Genomic DNA, 23608 nt, shown 5'->3' on the forward strand with positions numbered 1-23608 from the left:
CCGCGAACGAGGGCGAAGCCCTCGCCATCAGCTTCAGGTCAGAACATCGCCGCCGACAGCTTGCGACGATAAACCCCAACCAGCGGGTGATCGCCACCCAGCAGTTCAAAGACCTGCAGCATCGCCTTCTGCGGCAGCCCATTGTCATAGCTGCGGTTACGCTGGAACAGCTTCAGCAACCCTTCCAGCGCCGCCTCATACTGCTGGCGCGCCAACTGCTGGACGCTCAGCTGGTAGGCGGCTTCATCATCCTCAGGGTTCTGGGCCAGGCGGCTTTTCAGCTCCGCCACTTCCGGCAGGCTGGCCGCTTGGCGCAGGAAGGTCAGCTGGGCCTTGGCGCCGGCCAGTGCGGCCTTGTGCTCATCGCTCTTGACCGCGTCCAGTACCACCTGCGCTTCCCCCAGCTCGCCACGTTCGGCCAGGCAGCGGGCGTACAGGATCAGCGCTTCGGCATTGCTGTTGTCTTCACCCAGCAGGGCCTGCAACAACGCTTCTGCTTCGGCGAAACGGCTTTCGGCGAACAGCGCCTTGGCCTGTTCCAGCGGCGATGCCTGCGGTGCGGCAGGCATTTGCACGTGCGGCTCGAGCATGGCGCGGATCGCCGATTCCGGCTGGGCACCGGCAAAGCCGTCCACCGGCTGGCCGTCCTTGAACAGCACAACGGTCGGCAGGCTGCGAATGCCGAACTGGGCGACCACCTGTTGTTCCACGTCGCAGTTGATCTTGGCCAGCAGCAGTTCGCCCTGGTAGCCCTCGGCGATCTTCGCCAGCAAGGGCATCAGTGCCTTGCATGGCGCACACCACTCGGCCCAGAAATCCACCAGCACCGGTTTGTGGAAGGAGTTCTCGATCACCAGCTGCTGGAAGGTGGCATCGGTAGCGTCGAAAATGTAAGGCGTGTCTTGGCTCATTGCGCTTCTCGCAAACTCGTGAATACCACCACTATAAGGTGTCGCGGCTGGCGTGGTACAGGCTGACCCGGCGGAATTCGTGCGGCTCGGCCAGGTCGGGCAGGGTCAGCGCTTCAAGCACCCCCAGCTGCTGGTAGAGCGGGTGGCTGAAGTCGCGTACCCGCGAGTCGGCCACCAAGGCCTGGCGACCACGGCCAAGAAAAGTATCCAGAAGCGGCAGATTGGCACGGTCGTACAGCACGTCGGCGACCAGGATCAGGTCGAAGCGGTCGTCCTCGGCGAAGAAGTCGTCGCTGTAGCCCAGTTGCACACCGTTCAGCGCGGCATTCGCGCGGCAGGCTTGCAGGGCCAGTGGGTCCAGGTCGCAGGCCACCACCTCCCGAGCACCCGCGCGGGCGGCAGCGATGCCGGCAATGCCGGACCCGGCGCCAAAGTCCAGCACCCGCTTGCCGGCCACCCATTCCGGGCGCTCGGCCAGGTAACGGGCCATGGCCAGGCCACTGGCCCAGCAGAAGCTCCAGTAGGGCGGGTCTTCCAGAATGCGCCGGGTTTCGTCGCTGCTGAAGGCGCGGTCCATGTTCTGGTCGTCGATCAGCCACAGTTTCAAGGCGCAGCCGGGCAGTTCGCTGACGACCAGCCGCGCCTCACCTATCAAGCCGCTGAGGGCCTGCTGCAGGGCAAGCGGCGCCACTCAGGGCGCCTTCTCGAAACGTAGCGGCCCGGTGGCCTGGGTCTGCGCCTGGGTGATGCGCAGCGGCGGCAGGTGCATGATCAGCTGGCCGGAGCGGCTGGCGCGGCCACGCAATTCCACGCGTGCGCCGGCCGGGAAGGCTTCGGGGTTGAAGCGCAGTTGGTAGGGCAGGGCCTGGCCGGTAGCGGTCAGGTTGCTGCTGGCCAGCAGGCGCTGCGGGCGGTCGCGTTCGTCGATCACCAGCAACGCCAGTTCCACGTCGGCGCCGGCCGGGATTTCCAGCAATGTACCGCTCAACTCGCGCTGGTAGGCCGGAAGCGGGCCGGGCGCTTCGGCGGTTTTGGCCACGCGGGCCGGTGCCGGCGCAACGGAGGTATCGGTCTTCGGCCTATCGCTGCCGCAGGCGGCGAGCAGGGCGGCGCAGCACAGCACGACGAGCGCTCGGTAGTGCATGGAGGAGTCCTTAACGGGCAGATTTCCCATGGATGTTAACCCCTTTGGCTTGTCTTGCCAGTGCAATGCGCTACCATGGCCCTCCCTTTTTTTGTTGCCTGCCACCATGCACTGTCCCTTTTGCGGTGCCAACGACACCAAGGTCATCGACTCTCGCCTCGTCGCCGAGGGCGAGCAGGTGCGCCGCCGCCGCGAATGCGTGGCCTGTGGCGAGCGCTTCACCACCTTCGAAACCGCCGAGCTGGTGCTGCCCCGGCTGATCAAGCAAGACGGCACGCGCCAGCCTTTCGACGAAGACAAGCTGCGTGCCGGCATGCAGCGGGCGCTGGAAAAACGCCCGGTCAGCGTCGAGCGCCTGGAAGCGGCGCTGGCGCACATCAAGAGCCGCCTGCGTGCCACTGGCGAGCGCGAAGTCAAGTCGCTGGTGGTGGGTGAAATGGTCATGGCCGAGCTGCGAAAGCTCGATGAGGTGGCCTACATCCGCTTTGCCTCGGTGTACCGGCGCTTCCAGGACCTCGACGAGTTCCGTGAAGAAATCGACCGCCTGGCCCGCGAGCCGGCCAAAGAGTGAACATGCCCAGCCAAGCCGCGATTCTTGACGCCCACTACATGGCGCGTGCGCTGGAGCTGGCGCGCAAAGGCCTGTTCACCACCCACCCGAACCCCCGCGTAGGCTGCGTGATCGTGCGCGACGGCGAAGTGGTCGGGGAGGGCTGGCACGTGCGCGCCGGTGAGCCCCATGCCGAAGTGCATGCCCTGCGCCAGGCCGGGGAACGCGCCCGTGGCGCGTGTGCCTATGTCACCCTGGAGCCTTGCAGCCACCATGGCCGCACGCCCCCGTGCGCCGAAGCGCTGGTCAAGGCGGGTGTGGCCCGGGTGGTAGCGGCCATGCAGGACCCTAACCCGCAAGTGGCAGGGCGGGGGCTGCGGCGCCTGGCCGAGGCCGGCATCGAAGTAGCCAGTGGTGTGCTCGAGGCCGAGGCCCGCGCCCTGAACCCGGGCTTTCTCAGGCGCATGGAGCATGGCGTGCCGTACGTGCGCGCCAAGCTGGCCATGAGCCTTGACGGCCGTACCGCCATGGCCAGTGGTGAAAGCCAGTGGATCACCGGCCCGGCCGCGCGCTCGGCCGTGCAGCGCCTGCGCGCCCGCTCCAGCGCGGTGCTGACCAGCGCCGCCAGCGTGCTGGCCGACAACGCGCGCATGACCGTACGGGGCAGCGAGTTGGGCCTGGATGCCGAAACCACCGCCCTGGCCCTCAGCCGCCCACCACTGCGCGTGTTGGTCGATGGCCGCCTGCGCCTGCCGCTGGATGCGCCATTCTTCCAGGCCGGGCCGGCCCTGGTGGTAACAGCTGTCGCAGATGACCCCGGTTATGCCGCTGCCGGCCACGAACTGCTCTGCCTGCCGGGTGACAATGGCCAGGTCGACCTGGCGGCGCTGCTGCATGCCCTGGGCGCGCGTGGTGTCAACGAAGTGCTGCTGGAAGCCGGTGCCAGCCTGGTCGGTGCCTTTGCCCGCCTTGGCCTGGTGGACGAGTACCAGTTGTTCGTCGCCGGTACCTTCCTCGGCTCCCATGCCCGCCCATTGCTGGACTGGCCAATGGAGCGGATGAGTGAAGCACCGCGGCTGAAAATTACCGAAATGCGCGCAGTGGGCGATGACTGGCGGGTCACAGCCGTGCCCCTGCCGGCGCCCGGCGTATAATGTCGGGCTTGCCCCGTGCAAACCGTTTTGAGGAAGACCCCATGTTCACCGGCATCATCGAATCCATTGGCAGCATCCGCAGCCTGACCCCCAAGGGCGGCGACGTTCGCGTCTACGTCGAAACCGGCAAGCTGGACCTGGGTGACGTCAAGCTGGGCGACAGCATCGCCGTCAACGGCGTGTGCCTGACCGCCGTGGAACTGCCTGGTGACGGCTTCTGGGCCGACGTCAGCGTCGAAACCCTCAAGCGCACTGCCTTCATCGACCTCAAGAGCGGCAGCAAGGTCAACCTGGAAAAAGCCCTGACCCCTACTACCCGCCTTGGCGGGCACCTGGTCAGCGGCCATGTCGACGGGGTGGGTGAAATCATCTCGCGCAGCGATAACGCCCGCGCCATCCAGTTCCGCGTGCGCGCACCGAAGGAGCTGGCCAAGTACATCGCCCACAAGGGCTCGATCACCGTCGACGGCACCAGCCTGACGGTCAACGAAGTCAATGGCGCCGAGTTCGAGCTGACCATTGTCCCGCACACCCTGTCCGAAACCATCATGGCCGACTACCGCGCAGGGCGTCGGGTGAACCTTGAGGTCGATCTGCTGGCCCGTTACCTGGAGCGCTTGCTGCTGGGTGACAAGGCCGCCGAACCGAGCAAGGGCAGTGGCATTACCGAAAGCTTCCTGGCCGCCAACGGCTTCTTGAAATCCTGATTGAGAAGGGGGTGCCGCGTGGCGCTCAACAGCATCGAAGAACTGGTCGAAGACATCCGCCAGGGTAAAATGGTCATCCTCATGGATGACGAAGACCGCGAGAACGAAGGCGACATCATCATGGCCGCCGAGTGCTGCCAGCCCGAACACATCAACTTCATGGCCAAGCATGCCCGTGGGCTGATATGCATGCCGATGACCCGTGAGCGTTGCGAAACGCTGAAGCTGCCATTGATGGCGCCGCGCAACGGCTCGGGCTTCGGCACCAAGTTCACCGTGTCGATCGAAGCCGCCGAAGGCGTCACCACCGGCATCTCCGCCGCCGACCGCGCGCGCACTGTGCAAGCCGCTGCTGCCCGGGACGCCAGGGCTGAAGACATCGTCAGCCCTGGCCACATCTTCCCGCTGATGGCCCAGCCTGGCGGCACCCTGGCGCGTGCCGGCCACACCGAAGCGGCCTGCGACCTGGCGCGCATGGCCGGTTTCGAGCCAAGCGGCGTGATCTGCGAAGTGATGAACGACGACGGCACCATGTCGCGCCGCGCCGAGCTGGAAGTCTTTGCTGCCGAGCATGGCCTGAAGATCGGCACCATCGCCGACCTGATCCACTACCGCATGATTCACGAGCGCACCGTGCAACGGGTGTCCGAGCAACCGGTAGAGAGCGAGCTGGGTGAGTTCAACCTGGTCACCTACCGCGATGCGGTGGAAGGCGACGTGCACATGGCCCTGACCCTGGGCAAGATCTGCGCCGAAGAGCCGACCCTGGTGCGGGTACACAACATGGACCCGCTGCGCGACCTGCTGCTGGTCAAGCAACCGGGCCGCTGGAGCCTGCGCGCGGCCATGGCGGCCGTGGCCGAAGCCGGCAGCGGCGTGGTCCTGCTGCTGGGCCACCCGCTGGACGGCGACGTGCTGTTGGCGCACATCCGCGAAAGCGCCGGCGACCTACCGGCCAAGGCACCGACCACCTACAGCACCGTGGGTGCCGGCTCGCAGATCCTGCGCGACCTCGGGGTGCGCAAGATGCGCCTGATGAGTTCGCCAATGAAGTTCAACGCGATATCCGGATTCGATCTGGAAGTTGTAGAATACGTGCCCTCCGAGTGACTTGAGGCGGCAATGACGCCCCCAGCTCGAGTCCAGACCCCTGTCGAGGCCGCTTGCAAGCGGCCTCGCTCTTGAATATGAGAATATCGGAATGACCCTGAAGACCATCGAAGGTACCTTCATCGCCCCCAAAGGTCGCTATGCTTTGGTGGTTGGCCGCTTCAACAGCTTCGTTGTCGAAAGCCTGGTAAGCGGTGCCGTTGACGCCCTGGTTCGCCACGGTGTCAGCGAAAGCGACATCACCATCATCCGTGCCCCGGGTGCATTCGAAATTCCGCTGGTGGCACAGAAGGTCGCCCAGCAAGGCGCCTACGACGCGATCATCGCCCTGGGCGCCGTGATCCGTGGCGGTACCCCGCACTTCGAATACGTGGCGGGCGAATGCACCAAGGGCCTGGCCCAGGTGTCCATGGAGTTCGGTGTTCCGGTGGCCTTCGGCGTACTGACCGTCGATTCCATCGAGCAGGCCATCGAGCGTTCCGGCACCAAGGCTGGCAACAAAGGTGCTGAAGCTGCCCTGTCCGCTCTGGAAATGGTCAGCCTGCTGGCGCAGTTGGAGGCCAAGTGATTAGCGACGAAAGCGATCGTTTCAACCCGCGCGATCCAAAACCTGCGGATGCCGGCAAGCCTTCCAAGAGCGCCAAGCGTCGCGAAGCCCGCAAGCTTGCGACCCAGGCCCTCTATCAATGGCACATGGCCCAGCATTCGCTGAACGAGATCGAAGCGCAGTTCCGGGTGGATAACGATTTCACCGATGTCGACGGTGCCTACTTCCGCGAGATCCTGCATGGGGTCCCGGCAGTCAAGGACGAAATCGACAAAGCGCTGGCCCCGTGCATGACCATTGCCCTGGACGAGCTCGACCCTGTGGAACTGGCCGTGCTGCGCCTGTCCACCTGGGAGCTGATCAAGCGCGTCGACGTACCGTACCGTGTGGTCATCAACGAAGGCGTGGAGCTGGCCAAGGTCTTCGGTGCTACCGACGGTCACAAGTTCGTCAACGGTGTGCTCGACAAGCTTGCCCCGTCCCTGCGTGAAGCAGAAGTCAAGGCGAACAAGCGCTGATCCCGGCGCTGCCTGGCCATGGGTGAATTCGAGCTGATCAACCATTACTTCGCTGCCGCGCCCTGTGCGCAAGGCGGCGAAGGCGTGGCCCTGGGGATCGGCGACGATTGCGCCTTGCTCGACCTTCCCCCCGGTGAACAATTGGCGGTGTCGACCGACACGCTGGTGGCCGGGGTGCATTTCCCTGCCGTGTGCGACCCGCAACTGCTGGGCCAGCGGTCGCTGGCCGTGGCGGCCAGTGACCTGGCCGCCATGGGCGCGACCCCGATCGGCTTCACCCTTGCCCTGACCCTGCCAAGCGTTGGCCCGGACTGGCTTGCAGCCTACGCCAACGGCCTGAGCCGCATGGCGCACCGCTGCCGCATGAGCCTGATTGGCGGCGACACCACCCGTGGCCCATTGAGCATCACCGTGACCGTGTTCGGCCGGGTGCCGGCTGGCCAGGCGTTGCGCCGCAGCGGTGCGCGGCCAGGCGACTTGCTGTGTGTTGGCGGCACCCTGGGCAAGGCCGCCGGTGCCTTGCCGCTGGTACTGGGCGAGCGCCAGGCGCCTGCCGAGCTGGCCGAGCCGCTGCTGGCCCATTACTGGTCGCCGATGCCGCAGCTCACCCTGGGCACATGGCTGCGGGGCAGGGCCACGGCGGCGCTCGACGTCTCCGATGGCCTGCTAGCCGATTGCGGGCATATCGCCAAGGCGTCCGGGGTGGCACTTGAGGTGAACCTGGCCCAGGTGCCAGTGTCTCCTGCCTTGCAGGCATTCCTCGGCCACGAGGCGGCACTGCAGGCAGCACTCACCGGTGGCGATGATTACGTACTGGCCTTCACCTTGCCGCCTGCAGCACTGCCGCCCCTGGCCGAGCTTGGCTTCATCGAGGTACACACCATTGGTCGTGTGCTGCAAGGTCGCGGTGTGACCCTGCGCGACGCACAGGGCCAGGACATCACCCCCGCCCAGCGGGGCTATCAACACTTTAGGGAGACACCGTGACCGATCACCCCAATCAGGTGCCTGCGGAGTTCGTTCCGCCTTCGGTCTGGCGCAACCCATGGCACTTCATCGCGTTCGGCTTTGGTTCCGGCACCTTGCCCAAGGCGCCAGGTACCTGGGGCTCGCTGGTGGCCATACCGTTCATCCCCCTGTGGCAGATGCTGCCCGACTGGGGCTACTGGCTGTTGCTGGGCATCAGCATGCTGTTCGGCATCTGGCTGTGCGGCAAGGTCGCCAATGACTTGCGTGTGCACGATCATGAAGGCATTGTCTGGGATGAAATCGTTGGCATGTGGATCACCCTCTGGCTGGTGCCGGAAGGCTGGCAGTGGCTGCTGGCGGGGTTCCTGATGTTCCGTTTCTTCGACATCCTCAAGCCGTGGCCCATCCGCTGGATCGACCGCCATGTGCACGGGGGCGTCGGCATCATGCTCGACGATATCCTGGCCGGTGTGTTCGCCTGGCTGGGCATGCAGGTTCTGGTATGGGCGGTTGCCTGAAACAGGGAGCGCGTGAATGGCCATGAGGGTTGTGCTGCTGGCGATGCTGCTGAGTGTCGCCCCGTGGGCGGTGGCTGCCGAAGGCCCGCCAAAGCAGATCCAGCTGGTCAGCGAGGAGTGGATCGACTACACCAATGCTGACGGTACCGGCGTTGCCTGGGACGTTCTGCGCAAGGTGTTCGAGCCGGCCGGGGTCAAGGTGGTGACCCAAAGCGCCCCCTACAGCCGCGCGGTCGGGCTGGTGAAACGTGGCGAGGCGGATGCCTGGGTCGGCTCCTACAAGGAAGAGAACGACGACAACCTGTACCCGCGCTGGCACTTCGATATGGATCATATCTATGCGCTGGGGCTGGCCAGCAAGCCTGTGCCCACGTCGCAGAATGTGGGCAAGTACCGCTTGGCCTGGGTACGTGGCTACGACTACGGCAGCTACTTGCCCGATGTGCATGAGTTCCGTGAAATCCAGCGCCGCGAAGGCATTCTGCCGATGCTGGAGCATGACCGTGTGGACTTCTACATCGATTCCCAGACTGAAGTCGATTACGTACTGAACCAGGCATCCCAGCCCGAACGCTTTCGCCGCACCCACGTGGCCGAGCTGCCGCTGTACCTGGCCTTTGCCCGCAACGACCAGGCCAAGGCCCTGCGCGACCTGTTCGACAAGCGCATGGCCGAGCTGGTACGCAGTGGCGAGCTGAAGCCGATTTTCGAGCACTGGCGGCAACCGTATCCGTTTACTGCGGATAGCAAACCGCACTGAGGCCGGGCCTGCCTGGCCTAAGTATCGAACTTTTCGATCTTACCCCGCGGTATTCAGCCAGCCCATAGTGTGCAACCTGCTGATACAATCGGCTCACGAGATATGTCCCACTTTTTCCAGGAGCACAACGTGCCCGTCGTCTTTGTTGCCGCCTCTAAACTCCCGACGCCCTTCGCGACCTTCACCATGCATGGCTTTCTTGATGAAGCCACCGGCCGGGAGCATGTGGTGCTCAGCCTGGGTGACATCGCGGATGGTCAGCCGGTGCTGGGGCGCCTGCATTCCGAATGCCTGACCGGCGATGCCCTGTTCAGCCAGCGCTGCGACTGCGGCTCGCAGCTGGAGGCCGCACTGCAGGCAATCGCCCGCGAGGGCCGCGGCGTATTGCTGTACCTGCGCCAGGAAGGCCGTGGCATTGGCCTGCTGAACAAGATTCGTGCCTACGAGTTGCAGGACGGCGGGGCGGACACCGTGGAAGCCAACGAGCGCCTGGGGTTTGCCGCCGACCAGCGTGACTACGCCATGTGCCTGCCCATGCTCGAACACCTGGGCGTGAAGGCGCTGCGGCTGATGACCAACAACCCACGCAAGGTCAAAGCCCTGACCGACATGAGCATCGTGGTTGCCGAGCGAGTACCGCTGCATACCGGGCATAACCCGCACAACCGCTACTACCTGGCAACCAAGGCCGGCAAGCTTGGCCACATGCTGGGCAACGAACACCAGGGCGAGGTGCCCCAGGCGTGACCCGCGCCGAGGTCAAGCGGCGGCTGGCGCTGGCCTGGTGGCAGTACCTGGCGGTGGGCCTGCTGCCGCTGCCGGTCATGAGCTGGGCTTTTGGCGGCGGTGAGGCGCTGGTGCCGATTCTGGCCATGCCGTTGTTCATTGCCGGCGCGGCCACCATGTTTCTCAGCCTGCCACGTTTCGGTGCCTACAAGCGTGCACTCATCGCCACCTCGAAAGCCCTGGGTACTGCTGAAGAGCCTGCCGCGTGGATCGAGCTGGCACGGGTACGGCGCCTGGCCATGTTGTACGCCTGCTTCCCGGCCTGGGTGGCGGCCCTGTCTGTAGGGGTCGCTCTTGAAGCGGTGCCGCAGATCCTGTTGGCGATATCCACCGTGGTGGTGTTGTCCCTCTACCGCATTCCACGACAGCTCGGCTGATGCGCCTGCTGCCTGGCCTGCTGGCACTGTTCGCCTGTGCCGCGCTGGCTGGCGAACCCTTGCGAGTGGTCAGCCTGGCGCCTTCGATGACGGAAATCATGCTCGAACTGCAGGCCGATGACCTGCTGGTGGGTGTGCTTGATGGGGGCGAACGGCCAAATGCGTTGCGCGATTTACCCTCGGTAGGCCGCCAAGGCCAGCTGAACATGGAGCGCCTGCTGAGCCTGCGCCCCGACCTGTTGCTGCTGTGGCCAGGCAGCGTGCCGCCGGCGCAACGCGAGCAGCTCAAACGCCTGGGTATCACGACCTTCAGCGCCGAACCCCATGACCTGGACCAGCTCATCGAGCAGATCGCCGCGATTGGCGAGCGCGTCGGCCGTGCCGAGCAAGGGCAGCAGTATGCCCGGGCCCTGCGCGAGCGGTTGCGGCAACTGCGCCAGCAGTACCGACGTGACGAGCCCTTGCAGGTGTTCTACCAGGTGTGGGATCGGCCTTTGTACACCCTTGGTGGCCGCCAGGTGGTGAGCGACGCACTGGCCGTATGCGGGGCGCGCAATGTGTTTGCCGACCTCAGCCAACCGGCGCCGCAGGTGAGTGTGGAGTCGGTGTTGCTACGCAACCCCCAGGTCATCCTGGCCGGTGACCAGGCGCAGTTGACCGGCTGGCTGGCCTGGCCGCAGTTGCGCGCCGTTGCCCACGCCGGTTTGCTGGTGGTACCCGATAAAGGTCTGGAGCGCCCGAGCGGGCAAATGATTGAAGCCACCGCCCGCTTGTGTGCGTTGCTGGCCGCTAAAGCGCCGGCGTCCACGTCACGCTGAACAGCACCGTGCGGCCTTCTTCGCGGTACGGGTGGTAGGCCCCTTCGTAGCTGTACAGGGCGCGGCTATAGCGGCGGCCCAGCACGTTATCCAGTTTGGCTTCCAGTTTCACTTCGTCGCTGGCAGCCCAACTGCCACGCAGGCCCAGCAAGCTGTGGCCACCGATGCGGTTGCGGTTGGCCTCATCGTCATAGCTGCTGCTGACGGCCTGCCAGCTGGCGCCCGCGCTGAAACGCCCGAAGTCGCGGTCCAGGTCCAGGCTCAACGTGCGCCGGGCGCGGCGGGCCAGGGTGTGGCCAGTGTCGCGGTCACGTGGGTCGATCAGTGCCATGCCCAACTGGGCGTGCCAACTCGCCCACTGCTGGGACAGGGCCATTTCCAGGCCGTTGATGCGTGCCGAGGCGACGTTGCGCGGGATCGAGTCCTGGCCAAATACGATGGCGTCGCGCAGGTCGGTCCGGTACAGCGAGGTCTCCAGGCGGGTGGTGGTCGCCAGCTGGCTGCGCCACTGCAGCTCATAGCTTTTCGAGTGCTCGGGGTCCAGGTTCGGGTTGCTGTATTGCGGGTAATACAGGTCGTTGAACGTCGGTGCGCGGAAGCCTTCGCTGTAGGACAGCAGCACATCGTTATCCGCGTTCAGCGGCACGGTCAGGCTGCCACTCCAGGTGGTCTGGCCGCCAAACTGCTGGTTGCGGTCGTGGCGCACGCCCAGCTCGGTGGAAAACTGCTCGCCCTGGTAGCGGTGCTGGGCAAAGACCGCCCGGTTCCAGCGGCTGTCTTCGGTGAAGTCGGTACTGGCATGGACACGGTCTTCATACCAGTCCCCACCGATCAGCAATGTGTTTTGTTCGCCCAGGGCGAGGTCGTTCTGCCAGGTCAGCTGATCGCGGTAGGTGTTGAATACGAAGCGCTCGGCGCTCAGCTTGTCACGCTTGTCGTCGCGGTTCTCGCTGTGGGCCAGTTCCAGGCGCGAGCGCCAGGCATCGTTGAGCTGCGCAGCGAAATAGCTGCCCAGGCTGCTGACGCTGAAGTCCGTGTAGGGCTTCTGGCCGAAGCTCTCGAAGGTTACCGGGTCGAACCCCCCGAACGGGTTGTCGTATTCACTGCGGCCACGGCTGTCGAGCAGGTTGACCCCGGCCTCGAAGCGCTCGCTGAAGGTGTGGCTCAGGCTCAGGTTGAAGGACTGGTTACGGTAGGCATCATGGTCGCCGTCACTGGCGAAGGATGGGCCAGTCGAGTCGATGCCGGCTGTTTCATCCAGGCTGGCACCGAGGTTGAAGCGGGTCGCGTCGTTGCCGCCGGAAAGCCCCAGGCTACGCTGGACGGTCTGGTGGCTGCCTGCCGCGATGCGCAGCCGCGGCTGCAGGCCGGGCGTGTTGTTGCGGCGGGTGAAGATCTGGATCACCCCGCCGATGGCATCGCTGCCGTACACCGCCGAGCGCGAGCCACGCAGCACTTCCACCCGTTCGATCTGGTCAACGTCGAGAAACTGCAGGCCGCTGTCGCCCGAAGTGGCGTTGGCAATGCGTACGCCATCCACCAGCACCAGGCTTTGCGCCGCCTTGGTACCGCGTATGAAGATGCCCGGGAGGCTGCCACGGCCGCCAGTGGGGGCCACTTGCACGCCGGGTACGCGGCTTAGCAGGTCGGTGATGCTGGTGGGTTGCAGGCGGTCGATGTCGGCGCGGGTGAAGACCGTGTTGGCGGCGCTGGTGGCGGTGCGCGACTCGACCTGGCGGCTGGCGCTGATCAGCACGTCGGGGAGCTTCAGCGCGTCATCGCGTTCGGCGGCGATTAACAATGTGGGGGCGCAGAGTAGCGCGGCACAGGCAGATTTCTTCATAAGCAGTACCCTTTTGCGAGGGCTGCGCCCTCGATCGCGACACAAGGCCGCTCCTACAGGTATTGCGCAAACCGGTAGAGCGGCGCGGTCTCTGTAGGAGCGGCCTTGTGTCGCGAAAGGGCCGCAAGGCGGCCCCGGGGATTACAAGCCGAGCTTGGCCATGCGGGCTTTCACCGAAGCCTCAATCCCGGCCGCATCCAGCCCGCACTCGGCCAGCATCTGCGCCGGCTTGGCATGTTCGACGTAGATATCAGGCAGGCCCAGGTGCAGCAGCGGCTTGACCACGGCCTGGCTGGCCAGGAACTCGCCTACCGCAGCGCCAGCGCCACCCATGATGGCGTTCTCTTCGACGGTGACCAGCAGCTCATGGCTGCCAGCCAGTTCCAGCACCAGGGCTTCGTCCAGAGGTTTGACGAAGCGCATGTCGACCACGGTGGCATTGATCTGCTCGGCAACCTGCATGGCCTCTGCCAACTGCACGCCGAACACCAGCAGGGCGACTGTCTGGCCTTGGCGGCGGACCACGCCCTTGCCGATTTGCAGCGGCTCTAGGTCGCCGCTGATCGGCGCGTTCGGGCCGGTGCCGCGGGGGTAGCGCACGGCAGCCGGGCCGTTGTACAGGTGGCCGGTGCTGAGCATCTTGCGCAGCTCGTTCTCGTCGCTGGGGGTCATCACCAGCATGCCCGGGATGCAGCGCAGGTAAGACAGGTCGTAGCTACCCGCATGGGTCGGCCCGTCTTCGCCCACCAGCCCGGCGCGGTCGATGGCGAACAGCACATCGAGGTTCTGCACCGCCACATCGTGGATGAGCTGGTCGTAGGCGCGCTGCAGGAAGGTGGAGTAGATCGCCACCACGGGCTTGCTGCCCTCGCAGGCCATGCCGGCTGCCAGGGTGACGGCGTGCTGCTCGGCGATGGCCACATCGAAGTAGCGTTGCGGGTAGCGCTCGCTGAAATCGACCAGGTCGGAGCCTTCTTTCATCGCCGGGGTGATGCCCACCAGGCGGTTGTCGGCAGCGGCCATGTCGCACAGCCACTGGCCGAACACCGCGGAGTATTTCGGCCCGCTGGGCTTCTTCGGCGCGACAGGCTTGTCGGCGGGCTCCAGCTTGGTGATGGCGTGGTAGCCGATAGGGTCGAGTTCGGCGGGGGCGAAGCCCTTGCCCTTCTTGGTCACCACGTGCAGGAACTGCGGGCCCTTCAGGTCACGCATGTTGCGCAAGGTGGCGATCATGGTCGGCAGGTCATGGCCGTCGATCGGGCCGATGTAGTTCCAGCCCAGCTCTTCGAACAGTGTGCCCGGCACCAGCATGCCCTTGGCGTACTCTTCGGTGCGCCGGGCGATTTCCCAGGCACCGGGCAGGCGCGACAGCACTTTCTTGCTGCCTTCGCGCATGCTGGCGTAGGTACGGCTGGACAGGATCTTGGCCAGGTAGTTGGACAGGCCGCCGACATTGCGCGAAATCGACATGTCGTTGTCGTTGAGGATCACCAGCATGTCGGCATTGACTTCCTGGGCGTGGTTCAACGCCTCGAAGGCCATGCCGGCGGTGAGGGCGCCATCACCGATCACGGCGATCGACTTGCGCGCGCTGTTCTGCAGGCGGGCGGCAATGGCCATGCCCAGCGCTGCGCTGATCGAGGTACTGGAGTGGCCCACGCCAAAGGTGTCGTACTCGCTTTCGCTGCGGCGCGGGAAGGCGGCGATACCGTCCTTCTGGCGCAGGCTGAGCATGCGGTTACGGCGCCCGGTCAGAATCTTGTGCGGGTAGGCCTGGTGGCCCACGTCCCACACCAGCCGGTCGTCCGGGGTATCGAACACGTAGTGCAGGGCGATGGTCAGTTCGATCACGCCCAGGCCGGCACCAAAATGCCCACCGGTCTGCCCCACGGTATACAGCAGCTCCTGGCGCAACTCGTCGGCCAGGGTCTCCAGGTCGGCTTCGGCCAGCCGGCGCAGGCCGGCAGGCGTGTCAGCGCGGTCGAGCAACGGCGTGACCGGGCGTTCGCGGGGAATCTCTTGAAACGTCGTGGGCATCAGGCGAGTCGTTATAGGTGTGTGAAGACGCGGCAGTTTACCCCATTGTGGGAAAAGTGCCCATTCGACCACTGCTTGTGACACCCCAATGGCGCGGGTATCCGTGCTTAGTTGCGGCGCTCGACGATATAGCGCGCCAATGCCCGCAGCGGCTCGGCTTTTTCGCCGAACCCTTCCAGTGCGACCAGCGCCTGGTCGCGCAGTTCGATCGCATAGGCCTTGGCCGCGTCCAGGCCCAGCAGGGCCGGGTAGGTCGGTTTGTCACGCGCGATGTCTGCCCCTTGGCGTTTACCCAGGGTGGCGGTGTCGCCTTCCACGTCGAGGATGTCGTCCTGAACCTGGAATGCCAGGCCAATGGCCTGTGCATAAGTTTGCAGGGCGTCCAGTTGCTGCTGGCCGGCACGGGCGCTGGCCAGTGCACCCAGGCGCACGCTGGCTTCGATCAGGGCGCCGGTCTTGTGCCTGTGCATGAATGCCAGTGCCCGCTGGTCGAGCTTCAGCCCGACCGAGCCAAGGTCGATGGCCTGCCCGCCCACCATGCCGGCTGGGCCGGCGGCCGTGGCCAGGGCCTGGACCATGGCCAGGCGGACGCTGTCGGCCTGCGGGCTGAGGTGCGGATCGAGCAGGGCGCTGAACGCCAGGCTCTGCAACCCGTCACCGGCCAGGATGGCGCAGGCTTCGTCGAAGGCCTTGTGCGTGGTGGGCTGGCCCCGGCGCAGGTCGTCGTCATCCATGGCAGGCAGGTCGTCATGCACCAGCGAGTAGGCATGGATCAGCTCCACCGCACAGGCCGCGCCGTTGGCCTGTTCGGCCGGGGCACCCAGGGCTTCGCACGCGGCGTAGGCCAGCAGTGGCCGCACGCGTTTGCCGCCGTTCATCACGCTGTAGCGCATGGCGGCATAGAGGCGTTCGAGTTCTTTGGTCGGGGCGACGAACAGCGGTTCGAGGGCTGCATCCACCCGCCTCTGGCAACTGGCCTGGTAGCTGCCGATCATGCTTCGGGCTCCGCGTCGAAGGGCTGGGCAGCCAGCTCGCCGTCACGCTCCAAAAGAATTTGCACCTTCTGCTCGGCCTGGGCCAGGGCACCTTGGCATTCTCGGGTCAGCGCGATGCCTTGCTCGAAAGCGGCCAGCGACTCTTCCAGCGACAACTCGCCGTTCTCCAGGCGCTCGACCAGTGTTTGCAGGTCTGCGAGGGATTGCTCGAAATCAAGGGAGGATTTTTTGCGGGCCATGGCGACTGTCTCGGAGGCATTCAGAACGGCGCGACACTAGCAGAGCGGGGCGGGGGGAGCAAACTTCCGGGGCCGTAAGGTTGGTTTCACAGGCCCTTTCGCGGGCACGCCCGCTCCCACAGGTTCATCACAGCCTTCAAGCGCTGCGCCATACCTGTGGGAGCGGGCGTGCCCGCGAATTGCCCCAAAGTGGCTTATCAGGCCGGCTCGGCTTCCAGCGCCACCATCGCTTCCCGGTACCGCGCCAGCTCTTCGATGGTCAGCACCGGCAGATTGTACTGCCGCGCGTACACCGCCACCTGTTCGCCACGGGCCATGGTCCCGTCCGGGTTCATCAGTTCGCACAGCACCGCCGCCGGGCGCAGGCCGGCAAGGCGGGCCAGGTCCACCGAGCCTTCGGTATGCCCACGGCGGGTCAGCACGCCGCCATTGCGGGCACGCAGCGGGAATACATGCCCCGGGCTGACGATATGACGCTGTTCGGCGCTGGAACGCAGTGCCGCAGCAATGGTGGTGAGGCGGTCCTGGGCAGAAACCCCGGTGGTGATCCCTTCGGCCGCCTCGATGGTGACGGTGAAGCCGGTGCCATGGCGGGCCTGGTTGTTCTGCACCATGGGCGCCAGCTGCAACGCATCGACGGTGGCTTCGTCCAGGCACAGGCAGACGATACCGCTGCAATCGCGAATCATCATGGCCATGGTTTGCAGCGTAATGTTTTCGGCGGCGGCGATGATGTCCGCCTCGTCTTCGCGGTCGTCATCGTCCAGCAACAGGACAGGGCGCCCAGCCTTGAAGGCGGCGATGGCGGCGGAAACATTGGGGTGGTGCGCGTGGTGCTGGGTGGACATGAAACGCTCCTCGTGAATGATCGATGAACGTCTCGGGGCGAACAAAATGCGTGCGCAGGGGCGCCCGGATGGCCCCCGCCTGACGCCTTCTTTCATCCGGACTATGACCGTCGGCTCTGGAGTTGCACCAGATCTGCTGACCCCCGGCATGGCCGGGGCGCTCGCGGGCTCATCTTTCGATTTACCGCCGGTGGGGACTTTCACCCCGCCCTGAAGACCGCCACAGCATACCGCACGTGGCCACCCCGCTGGCAAGCCGCGGTTCTACGACCTTTGGCGGTAGCGTGGGGCGGGCGTTGTGGAAGGTGCTGACAGGCTTACCGCGACATCCCTTCAATCACCTGCTTCAGCGAAGCCGGCAACATAGGCCCATGCCCCAACCCGGCAAACCGCTCGAAACGAACCTGCAAGCCTGGCACCCTGGCCAGGCTTGCCACCAGCTCACGCGCCGGCCGCTCGACATCGCCTTGCACCTGCGTGCGCGGGTTCGCCGGCTCTTCACTGCCACGCATCAGCAACAGCCGCGGCCGGCTGCTTCCCAGGCGCTGCTCGAGCCCCTGCGCCTCACCCGCGATCGCGCCGTCGTGCCACCATAGCGAAGGGCTGGCAGCCGCATAGTCGCTGAATGACCAAGGCCGGGTGAAAAGCGCATGCAAAACGGCCAGCCCGCCATAGGAATGCCCCCACAATGTCTGCCGTTGCAGGTCGATCGGTGCCACATCTGCCACCATCGCCCGCATGCGCCCGGTCAGCAGGTCCAGGAAAACGTCGGCACCGCCACTGGGCGCTCCGGTCAGTGGGTCAAGCTGCTCAGCCTGGCCAGGCACCGCCGGGGTGTAATCCCGGGTGCGCCCGGCACGGTCGATACGCTGCTCGGTCTGGTACCCCACCGCCACCAGCAATGGCGCCTGCCCTGCGGCAAGCCGGCCCAGCTGCTGGCCATCCAGTGCGCCCAGCGCGGCATTGCCATCGAGCATCCACAGCACCGGGTAGCCCGCCGCTGGCGCCGGCTGGTTCGGTTTGCCGACCCACAGCCGGTAATGCCGCTGGCCGTCGGCCGAGTCCAGGTCGAGCTGAGTGAAGCGGTAGGCCAGGTCATGGCGCTGCAGCAGTGAGGTGTCCATCTTCTGCTCATGGTCGGGCTGCGCAAGGGCAACATGAGCAGCAAGCGGCTGTGCCAGGCACAGTGCCATCGTCATGGCCAGGGTCAACTTGCTCATCAGGCATCTCTTCAGGGCTTTGCAGGCGCGCAAAGCGGGAACAGCAAGATGATAATCAGTCCTGATTGAGGGTAAAGCGCATTAACTTTCTAAACAGTCCCGGGCCGCCGGCAAGGTCATGTGCAGGCACAGGCCAGGGTGGCCATTGCTGGCCCACAAGCGGCCACCCTGCAGTTCGATGGCGCGGCGGGCGATGGCCAGGCCCAGGCCAAAGCCAGCGCCACTTTCGGTCAGCCGCTGGTAAGGCTGGAAGATGCGCTCCAGGTCGGCGTGCGCGACCCCCGGCCCCTGGTCACTCAGGCGCAGGTGCCAGTAATCCCCCTCGCGCCAGCCATCCAGGCTGACCCGGCCTTCGGCGGGCGAGTGGCGAACGGCATTGCGGATCAGGTTTTCCAGGGCCTGGGCCAGGCTGTCGAGGTTGGCCTGCACCCGGCACGCGGTGCCCAACGAACAAGGCAGGCGGCTTGGCGCCCAGCCACTTTCGAAACAGACGTCCTGGCACAAGGCTTCCCAGACGGCCACCATCAGCACCGGCTCGGTCGGCAGGCTGGGCTGTTCGGTGTCCAGCCAGGCCAGGTCCAGGGTGTCCTCCAGCAGCTTTTGCATGTCGGCGACTTCGCGGTCCAGGCGCTCGCGCAACTGCGGCGGCGGCAAGTCGCTGTCATGGGCGATGCGCAGCCGCGCCAACGGCGTACGCAGCTCGTGGGACAGCGTACGCAGCAGCAGGCGCTGTTGCTCCAGGCTCTGGCGCAGGCGTACCGCCATGTGCTCGAAGGCTTGTGCCAGCTCACCCAGCTCATCGCGGCGCTCCTGCAACGGCAGCGCGGGGCTGTCTAGGTCGTCGGCCCGCAAGGCGTCGGCCCGGTCGCGCAGGCGGTTCAGGGGAACTACCAGATGGCGGTACAGGGCCAGGCCCAGCAACAGGGCAAGCAGGGTGGGGGCGACCCCATGGGTGATCAGGTGGGTCCAGGGCGTGAGGCCAGTGGGTAGCAGGCGTTCGGGTAATTGCATCACCAGCCGGCCATTTTCGGGGTGTTGCGGGAACGCGATGCTGACGTACGGCAGTTCGTCCTGCAGGCGCCGGCTCATGGGCCAGTTCAGCTTGCGCATGAAGGTAAGGTGGCTGGCCTCCTCGGCGCTCAGTGGCGTGGTGCCCAGGCTTTGCAGGTGGGGGCCGATCAAGGCTGCCCAGGTGCCTTCGGTACGTTGCAGCTGCCTGCGCCAGGCTTCGGCGCCCGTGGCGCCGCCTTGGTTCCAGGCGTGTTCGGCCTGTTGCGCGTAGCGCGCCAGGTATTGCTGGTCAGCCGGCGACAGGAAGTAGGTACTGCGTTCCACCGACAGCCCCCAGGTCCAGATCAGCCAGGTCAGCAGCAGACAGAAACCGACCTGCAACAGGGCCAGTTTCCACAGCAGGGGGTGCCGCCGCATCAGGGCTGGTCCGTGTCTATCAGGATGTACCCTTGGCCCCTGACCGCCTGGATCTGCAAGTGCTGGGCGCTGATGTCGGCCAGCTTGCGGCGCAAGTTGCACACATGCACATCCAGGCCACGGTCCAGGCGCGTGTAGGCGCGGTGCAGCACGGTCTGGTAGAGGAAAGGTTTGCTCAAGGCCTCGCCGGGGTGAGCCCGCAGCGTGGCCAGCAGGCGGAATTCGGATGCGGTCAGCCCGGCAGGCCTGCCCTGGTGAAGGGCGTCCTGGCGCTCATGGTCCAGCATCACTGCCCCCCCATCGGCCCGCAACGCCGGCCCGCGGTCGAGCGCCACGCGCCGTAGCAGGGCATCGACCCGGGCGTCGAGTTCGGCCAGGCTGAACGGCTTGGGCAGGTAATCGTCCGCGCCCCGGGTAAAGCCACTGATGCGATCCTGTTCGGCCCCCAGCGCCGACATCAGCATCACTGGCACCGCTTGCTGGTGGCGCAGTTCGTCCAGCAGGCTGAGGCCGTCGATGCCCGGCAGCATGATGTCCAGCAAAACCAGGTCGAAGCGTGATTGCCGTATGGCACTCAGGGCCTGGCTGCCATTGGCGCAGGCCAGCACCTGAAACCCACGGTTGAGGAAATGGCGTTCCAGGTCCTGGCGCAGGCGTGGGTCGTCTTCGGCAAGGAGCAGTGAGGTGGGCACGTTGAGCCTTGAATGAGAATTTCTATCAGTTAGCCATCATCCCATTGACCGTGGGGCGAGGGCAACGCCGCAATGTGTTAAGAAGGTTAATCATGCTGCACCCCGGTTTTCGCTCCGGTATCTTCCGCAAAAAGCAATTTCTGTCGTTTGCGAATTATTATCAATTGGGCGAGGGTGTGTCATGAGCGGTTTGAACAGTGTGGGGGGCCCGCGACGGGTGCGGGGCTGGCTGGTAGTAGGGCTGCTGGCGCCCTTTTCGGTGTCGGCACTGGCTGAAACGGTAGCGACGCAGGCGGCCGGTGGTGGCAACTCGCTCGACCTGCCGGCACTGACCATCGAGGGCAACCGCCTGTACGACATGCTGCCTTCGGAGCAAACCGGCGGCTACAGTGTCGATGCTGCAACCGTGGGCACCAAGACCCCGGCGGCGCTCAAGGACATCCCGCAGTCGATTACGGTGTACACCCAGGATTACGTCAAGGATCGCCAGTTCGTGCACCTGGATGACCTGGCCAAGTACACCGCCGGCCTGCGGACCCTGACCAACGACAGTGGCCGCTCATCCATCTATGCCCGTGGCTACGAGTACAGTGAGTTCAATATCGACGGGCTACCGGCGCCCATGGCCAGCATCTTCGGTACTGTACCGTCGTTGGCAGCGTTCGACCGGGTCGAAATCATGCGCGGCCCGGCGGGGCTGTTCAGCAGCACCAGCGAGCTGGGCGGCATCGTGAACATGGTGCGCAAGCGCCCCACCGCCGAGTTCCAGGGCCACGTCGAAGGCAGCTATGGCACATGGGACACCAACCACGAAGAACTCGACCTGAGCGGGCCGCTGGACGATGCGGGTCGTGTGCGTGGGCGCTTCATCGCTTCGCGTGATGACACCAATGGCGAGGTCGACTACAACGCCAACACCAGCAATAGCTACTATGGTGCCCTGGACATCGACCTGAGCGACGCTACTGCCGTTTCGTTCGGCCTGATGCACGAAGTGAAGAACATCACCCCGCATAATGGCTACCCGGCCACCTTGTCGGGTGAGGTGCCCGACTTCAGCCATTCACGCTTCCTCGGGGCCGACTGGAACTACTTCGACGGCAAGACCACCGACCTGGTCGCCGAACTGACCCACCGCTTCGACAACGGCGGTTACGGCCGTATTGCCGCCCGTGGCTCCCACCGCGACACCCAGTACCTGTACGCCTTCACCGCCACCAACGCCACTACCGGTGGCAATTCCGAGCGTGCCAGCGCCCGCGATTTCACGCAGGACACCTACTCGCTGGACGCCAGCTACAGCCAGCCGTTCGAGACCTTCGGCCAGGTCAGCGAGTTCGTGGTCGGCAGCGACTACAAGAACTACGACACCGAGTACCTCAATGGCACGACCAACCTGGGCGCCATCAACGTCAACACCTACTCGCCAAAGCAGTTTGCCAAGCCGTCGCCCAACTACAGCACCGAAACCGGTATGCAGGAAGAGGAATATGGCCTGTACTCCAAGGTTACCTTCCGCCCCGTCGAGCGCCTGGCGCTGATCGCCGGTGGGCGTTTCAGCTGGTACCGCGGTGACTTCTACACCACCACCCTCGGCAGTGGCGCCAGCACCAACGACAGCAAGCGCGTCGACGGCCACTTCACCCCCTACGGCGGCGTGGTCTACGACCTCACCGACACCCACGCGCTGTACGCCAGTTATTCGCAGGTGTTCAAGCCGCAGTCAGCCACCGACAGCAGCGGCCGGGTGTTGAAGCCCCGGGAAGGCGAGCAGTATGAATTCGGCTTGAAAAGCAGCTACTTCGGGGGCGACCTGAACACGCGGTTGTCGGTATTCCGCCTGACCGACAAGCACCGTTCTACCACCCTGTACGACGCCGATGGCGTGGCGACCACCGACTCGGTAGCCGCCGGTAAAACCCGGGTCAAGGGCGCGGAAGTGGAAGTAAGCGGCAAGCTGACGCCGAACTGGGAACTGCTGGCCGGCTACACCTGGATGGAAACCGAAACCGTCAAGGGCGATGCCGAGACCACGTTCTTCATCATGCCGCGCAACCAGGCCTCATTGTGGAGCAAGTACACCATCAGCCGAGGCCCGTTGAGCGGCCTGGCAATCGGGGGCGGTATTTCGGCGATGAGCGACTTTTACGCCGAGAACGGTGGCGTGCGCATCGATGCGCCAGGGTATGCCACGGTGGATGCGATGCTGTCGTACCCGGTCACTTCGCAGCTGACCGCCACATTCAACGCCAACAACCTGTTCGACCGCGATTACTTGTCGCGCGTGGGCTCGACGTCGACCTTCAACTTCTATGGGCCGTCGCGCAGCATGATGGTGGGCGCGCGCTATGACTTCTGAGGGTTGCTCTGGCTGAAAGCGCTCTGCCCGGGCGGGCAGGCGAGTATGCGGGGGCATTAAAAAGCCGGCTTGTGGCCGGCTTCTCGGGGACGCTTCCGACTAATTTATGGTAAGCCGCAATCGCCTTAACTATGTGGCCATCAAGGGCCTGGAAGAGATGGCAGACACCCGTGTGAGATGTCGCCGAGCCCTCTGGACTGCGGCTTGCGCCGGTCGGGGCTGGATGTGCGGCGTAGCATACAAGGGCACGCTCTGGATGCCCAGCAAAAAATGGCACAGGGTGTTTCAACCGGGCCGCTGCTGGCGAAAATACGACCAGTGAAACACCCAACCAAGCACTTCCAGGCCCTGCGCCTGGCGCTGCGCCGGGGTATAGCGCTCAACCGCATAGTTGCGCCGGTCCTGGCTGTGCAGGTACAGCGTGCCATGTTGGCCGAGGCTGAGGGTATTCACCCGCAGCGCGCCGTTGTGCAGCAAGGCGTAGGTTTCGCCCTGGAACACCTGGGTCATGCTCACGTCGATCACCAGCACCGCCTCCTGCGGGATCAGCGGCAGCATGTTGCTGTCGGGCATCGTCACGCTGATTGCATCGTCGGCCCGAACCCCCAACCCCTGCAGCGCTTTTGCCGGCAGGCGCAGGTGTTTGCTGGCGACTGGGCTGAGCAGGCCGTCATGCAGTTCGTAGTACGGCACCTTGACCAGCCGGCCATGGTCCACCAGCAGCGGGGACGGCGCAGGCGTGTGCAACTTTCGCGGCCGGGCGTTGCGCAGGATCGGGCTGGGGTGCTTGGGCCCTTCGCCCGTGTGCAGCCAGCGGCGATGCACACAGAACAGGTCTGCCATTTCGTCCAGCCGTGCCAGGGGCACGCCGCGCTTGACCCAATTGTTGACGTGCTGCGGTGTGACGCCGCGTTGGGCAGCGAAATCGGAAGGGGTAAGGCCGCATTCGTGAAGCAGGGCCCTGAGGCGGTCACCGGAGGTCTTCATGCCAGCGAGTGTAGCGGCGCGGTGCCAGCAAGGATATCAACTTGATGTTGACGGGGCTTGTATGAAAAGTGGCTGGTTGTAGGGCACAGCT

At 65.1% G+C, this 23608-nt stretch carries 25 protein-coding genes and 1 riboswitch; of the genes, 13 read left to right on the forward strand and 12 right to left on the reverse strand.

Annotation, left to right across the window (positions count from 1 at the left end):
- Positions 1-38: 38 nt before the first annotated feature.
- Genes trxA through AACG97_RS03055 form a run of 3 tightly spaced genes read right to left on the reverse strand, consistent with a single transcriptional unit; the run spans position 39 to position 2055 of the window.
- Positions 39-911, reverse strand: coding sequence for a thioredoxin (trxA, locus tag AACG97_RS03045; protein WP_009685707.1), 873 nt, complete (start codon positions 909-911; stop codon positions 39-41).
- A 31-nt stretch (positions 912-942) separates the two neighbouring features.
- Positions 943-1602, reverse strand: a complete 660-nt coding sequence (locus AACG97_RS03050) for a class I SAM-dependent methyltransferase (RefSeq protein ID WP_054904993.1) — start codon at positions 1600-1602, stop codon at positions 943-945.
- A complete protein-coding gene (locus AACG97_RS03055) occupies positions 1603-2055 on the reverse strand; it encodes a YbaY family lipoprotein (protein ID WP_009685709.1) in 453 nt (150 codons plus the stop codon). It abuts the gene before it with no gap.
- A 106-nt stretch (positions 2056-2161) separates the two neighbouring features.
- Between AACG97_RS03055 and nrdR the strand changes: the two genes are divergently transcribed.
- The 12 genes from nrdR (at position 2162) to AACG97_RS03115 (ending at position 10869) form a co-directional block, all read left to right on the forward strand.
- The gene (gene nrdR, locus AACG97_RS03060) at positions 2162-2626 is read left to right on the forward strand and encodes a transcriptional regulator NrdR (protein ID WP_009685710.1); all 465 of its coding nucleotides are present in this window, start codon (positions 2162-2164) and stop codon (positions 2624-2626) included.
- Between the two features lie 2 nt (positions 2627-2628).
- A complete protein-coding gene (gene ribD, locus AACG97_RS03065; RefSeq protein ID WP_225786145.1) occupies positions 2629-3759 on the forward strand; it encodes a bifunctional diaminohydroxyphosphoribosylaminopyrimidine deaminase/5-amino-6-(5-phosphoribosylamino)uracil reductase RibD in 1131 nt (376 codons plus the stop codon).
- A gap of 41 nt (positions 3760-3800) precedes the next feature.
- Positions 3801-4466 carry a riboflavin synthase gene (locus AACG97_RS03070; protein ID WP_009685712.1) on the forward strand — a complete coding sequence of 222 codons (666 nt, stop codon included), beginning with the start codon at positions 3801-3803 and terminating at the stop codon, positions 4464-4466.
- Between the two features lie 18 nt (positions 4467-4484).
- Complete coding sequence (gene ribBA / locus AACG97_RS03075; RefSeq protein ID WP_009685713.1) at positions 4485-5576, forward strand: bifunctional 3,4-dihydroxy-2-butanone-4-phosphate synthase/GTP cyclohydrolase II; 1092 nt, start codon at positions 4485-4487, stop codon at positions 5574-5576.
- A 91-nt stretch (positions 5577-5667) separates the two neighbouring features.
- Complete coding sequence (gene ribH, locus AACG97_RS03080) at positions 5668-6144, forward strand: 6,7-dimethyl-8-ribityllumazine synthase (RefSeq protein ID WP_003255395.1); 477 nt, start codon at positions 5668-5670, stop codon at positions 6142-6144.
- Positions 6141-6641: a transcription antitermination factor NusB gene (gene nusB, locus AACG97_RS03085; protein ID WP_009685714.1), complete on the forward strand. Its 501-nt coding sequence runs from the start codon at positions 6141-6143 to the stop codon at positions 6639-6641. The genes ribH and nusB overlap by 4 nt, the downstream gene beginning before the upstream one ends.
- Before the next feature lie 18 nt (positions 6642-6659).
- Positions 6660-7628 carry a thiamine-phosphate kinase gene (thiL, locus tag AACG97_RS03090; protein ID WP_009685715.1) on the forward strand — a complete coding sequence of 323 codons (969 nt, stop codon included), beginning with the start codon at positions 6660-6662 and terminating at the stop codon, positions 7626-7628.
- Positions 7625-8128, forward strand: coding sequence for a phosphatidylglycerophosphatase A family protein (locus AACG97_RS03095; protein WP_009685716.1), 504 nt, complete (start codon positions 7625-7627; stop codon positions 8126-8128). The genes thiL and AACG97_RS03095 overlap by 4 nt, the downstream gene beginning before the upstream one ends.
- Before the next feature lie 16 nt (positions 8129-8144).
- A complete protein-coding gene (locus AACG97_RS03100; RefSeq protein ID WP_197886237.1) occupies positions 8145-8888 on the forward strand; it encodes a substrate-binding periplasmic protein in 744 nt (247 codons plus the stop codon).
- 129 nt (positions 8889-9017) lie between these two features.
- Positions 9018-9635, forward strand: a complete 618-nt coding sequence (gene ribA / locus AACG97_RS03105; protein ID WP_029886268.1) for a GTP cyclohydrolase II — start codon at positions 9018-9020, stop codon at positions 9633-9635.
- Positions 9632-10051 carry a hypothetical protein gene (locus AACG97_RS03110; RefSeq protein ID WP_047149798.1) on the forward strand — a complete coding sequence of 140 codons (420 nt, stop codon included), beginning with the start codon at positions 9632-9634 and terminating at the stop codon, positions 10049-10051. The genes ribA and AACG97_RS03110 overlap by 4 nt, the downstream gene beginning before the upstream one ends.
- A complete protein-coding gene (locus tag AACG97_RS03115) occupies positions 10051-10869 on the forward strand; it encodes a cobalamin-binding protein (RefSeq protein WP_029886270.1) in 819 nt (272 codons plus the stop codon). Before AACG97_RS03110 ends, AACG97_RS03115 begins: the two co-directional genes overlap by 1 nt.
- Here AACG97_RS03115 and AACG97_RS03120 read toward each other — a convergent pair.
- From AACG97_RS03120 to AACG97_RS03155, 8 genes are all read right to left on the reverse strand, one after another.
- The gene (locus tag AACG97_RS03120) at positions 10841-12712 is read right to left on the reverse strand and encodes a TonB-dependent receptor domain-containing protein (RefSeq protein ID WP_232555133.1); all 1872 of its coding nucleotides are present in this window, start codon (positions 12710-12712) and stop codon (positions 10841-10843) included. The two genes, AACG97_RS03115 and AACG97_RS03120, sit on opposite strands and share 29 nt — an antisense overlap.
- 141 nt (positions 12713-12853) lie before the next feature.
- Complete coding sequence (dxs, locus tag AACG97_RS03125; RefSeq protein WP_054906293.1) at positions 12854-14749, reverse strand: 1-deoxy-D-xylulose-5-phosphate synthase; 1896 nt, start codon at positions 14747-14749, stop codon at positions 12854-12856.
- A gap of 107 nt (positions 14750-14856) precedes the next feature.
- Positions 14857-15744, reverse strand: coding sequence for a (2E,6E)-farnesyl diphosphate synthase (gene ispA, locus AACG97_RS03130; protein WP_009685725.1), 888 nt, complete (start codon positions 15742-15744; stop codon positions 14857-14859).
- Positions 15741-15983 carry an exodeoxyribonuclease VII small subunit gene (locus AACG97_RS03135; protein WP_009685726.1) on the reverse strand — a complete coding sequence of 81 codons (243 nt, stop codon included), beginning with the start codon at positions 15981-15983 and terminating at the stop codon, positions 15741-15743. Before AACG97_RS03135 ends, ispA begins: the two co-directional genes overlap by 4 nt.
- A 197-nt stretch (positions 15984-16180) precedes the next feature.
- Positions 16181-16831, reverse strand: a complete 651-nt coding sequence (ribB, locus tag AACG97_RS03140; protein ID WP_125855108.1) for a 3,4-dihydroxy-2-butanone-4-phosphate synthase — start codon at positions 16829-16831, stop codon at positions 16181-16183.
- Positions 16832-16911: 80 nt separating this feature from the next.
- Positions 16912-17053, reverse strand: a riboswitch (FMN riboswitch).
- A 95-nt stretch (positions 17054-17148) separates the two neighbouring features.
- The gene (locus AACG97_RS03145; protein WP_047149802.1) at positions 17149-18051 is read right to left on the reverse strand and encodes an alpha/beta hydrolase; all 903 of its coding nucleotides are present in this window, start codon (positions 18049-18051) and stop codon (positions 17149-17151) included.
- 81 nt (positions 18052-18132) lie between these two features.
- Complete coding sequence (locus tag AACG97_RS03150; protein ID WP_009685731.1) at positions 18133-19479, reverse strand: HAMP domain-containing sensor histidine kinase; 1347 nt, start codon at positions 19477-19479, stop codon at positions 18133-18135.
- Positions 19479-20171, reverse strand: a complete 693-nt coding sequence (locus tag AACG97_RS03155) for a response regulator transcription factor (RefSeq protein WP_054890388.1) — start codon at positions 20169-20171, stop codon at positions 19479-19481. Before AACG97_RS03155 ends, AACG97_RS03150 begins: the two co-directional genes overlap by 1 nt.
- Before the next feature lie 181 nt (positions 20172-20352).
- On the opposite strand from AACG97_RS03155, the gene AACG97_RS03160 reads away from it, so the two are divergent.
- Positions 20353-22530, forward strand: coding sequence for a TonB-dependent siderophore receptor (locus tag AACG97_RS03160; protein WP_197886290.1), 2178 nt, complete (start codon positions 20353-20355; stop codon positions 22528-22530).
- 285 nt (positions 22531-22815) lie between these two features.
- Here AACG97_RS03160 and AACG97_RS03165 read toward each other — a convergent pair whose 3' ends face one another.
- Positions 22816-23517 (reverse strand): XRE family transcriptional regulator, encoded by a 702-nt coding sequence (locus AACG97_RS03165; RefSeq protein ID WP_047149803.1) that lies wholly within the window; start codon positions 23515-23517, stop codon positions 22816-22818.
- Positions 23518-23608: the final 91 nt, after the last annotated feature.

Origin of the sequence: Pseudomonas sp. Nvir (genome assembly GCF_963778085.1) — a bacterium.
Lineage (GTDB): Bacteria > Pseudomonadota > Gammaproteobacteria > Pseudomonadales > Pseudomonadaceae > Aquipseudomonas > Aquipseudomonas juntendi.

What these genes read in the sequence shown, in the direction of transcription:
- AACG97_RS03145 (WP_047149802.1), bottom strand. Translation starts at nt 18,051, where the DNA reads ATGAGCAAGTTGACCCTGGCCATGACGATGGCACTGTGCCTGGCACAG.
- thiL (WP_009685715.1), top strand. Translation starts at nt 6,660, where the DNA reads ATGGGTGAATTCGAGCTGATCAACCATTACTTCGCTGCCGCGCCCTGT.
- AACG97_RS03100 (WP_197886237.1), top strand. Translation starts at nt 8,145, where the DNA reads ATGGCCATGAGGGTTGTGCTGCTGGCGATGCTGCTGAGTGTCGCCCCG.
- AACG97_RS03070 (WP_009685712.1), top strand. Translation starts at nt 3,801, where the DNA reads ATGTTCACCGGCATCATCGAATCCATTGGCAGCATCCGCAGCCTGACC.
- AACG97_RS03135 (WP_009685726.1), bottom strand. Translation starts at nt 15,983, where the DNA reads ATGGCCCGCAAAAAATCCTCCCTTGATTTCGAGCAATCCCTCGCAGAC.
- AACG97_RS03160 (WP_197886290.1), top strand. Translation starts at nt 20,353, where the DNA reads ATGAGCGGTTTGAACAGTGTGGGGGGCCCGCGACGGGTGCGGGGCTGG.
- AACG97_RS03150 (WP_009685731.1), bottom strand. Translation starts at nt 19,479, where the DNA reads ATGCGGCGGCACCCCCTGCTGTGGAAACTGGCCCTGTTGCAGGTCGGT.
- AACG97_RS03120 (WP_232555133.1), bottom strand. Translation starts at nt 12,712, where the DNA reads ATGAAGAAATCTGCCTGTGCCGCGCTACTCTGCGCCCCCACATTGTTA.
- AACG97_RS03055 (WP_009685709.1), bottom strand. Translation starts at nt 2,055, where the DNA reads ATGCACTACCGAGCGCTCGTCGTGCTGTGCTGCGCCGCCCTGCTCGCC.
- AACG97_RS03115 (WP_029886270.1), top strand. Translation starts at nt 10,051, where the DNA reads ATGCGCCTGCTGCCTGGCCTGCTGGCACTGTTCGCCTGTGCCGCGCTG.
- ribB (WP_125855108.1), bottom strand. Translation starts at nt 16,831, where the DNA reads ATGTCCACCCAGCACCACGCGCACCACCCCAATGTTTCCGCCGCCATC.
- trxA (WP_009685707.1), bottom strand. Translation starts at nt 911, where the DNA reads ATGAGCCAAGACACGCCTTACATTTTCGACGCTACCGATGCCACCTTC.
- ispA (WP_009685725.1), bottom strand. Translation starts at nt 15,744, where the DNA reads ATGATCGGCAGCTACCAGGCCAGTTGCCAGAGGCGGGTGGATGCAGCC.
- AACG97_RS03165 (WP_047149803.1), bottom strand. Translation starts at nt 23,517, where the DNA reads ATGAAGACCTCCGGTGACCGCCTCAGGGCCCTGCTTCACGAATGCGGC.
- dxs (WP_054906293.1), bottom strand. Translation starts at nt 14,749, where the DNA reads ATGCCCACGACGTTTCAAGAGATTCCCCGCGAACGCCCGGTCACGCCG.
- ribD (WP_225786145.1), top strand. Translation starts at nt 2,629, where the DNA reads ATGCCCAGCCAAGCCGCGATTCTTGACGCCCACTACATGGCGCGTGCG.
- ribH (WP_003255395.1), top strand. Translation starts at nt 5,668, where the DNA reads ATGACCCTGAAGACCATCGAAGGTACCTTCATCGCCCCCAAAGGTCGC.
- nrdR (WP_009685710.1), top strand. Translation starts at nt 2,162, where the DNA reads ATGCACTGTCCCTTTTGCGGTGCCAACGACACCAAGGTCATCGACTCT.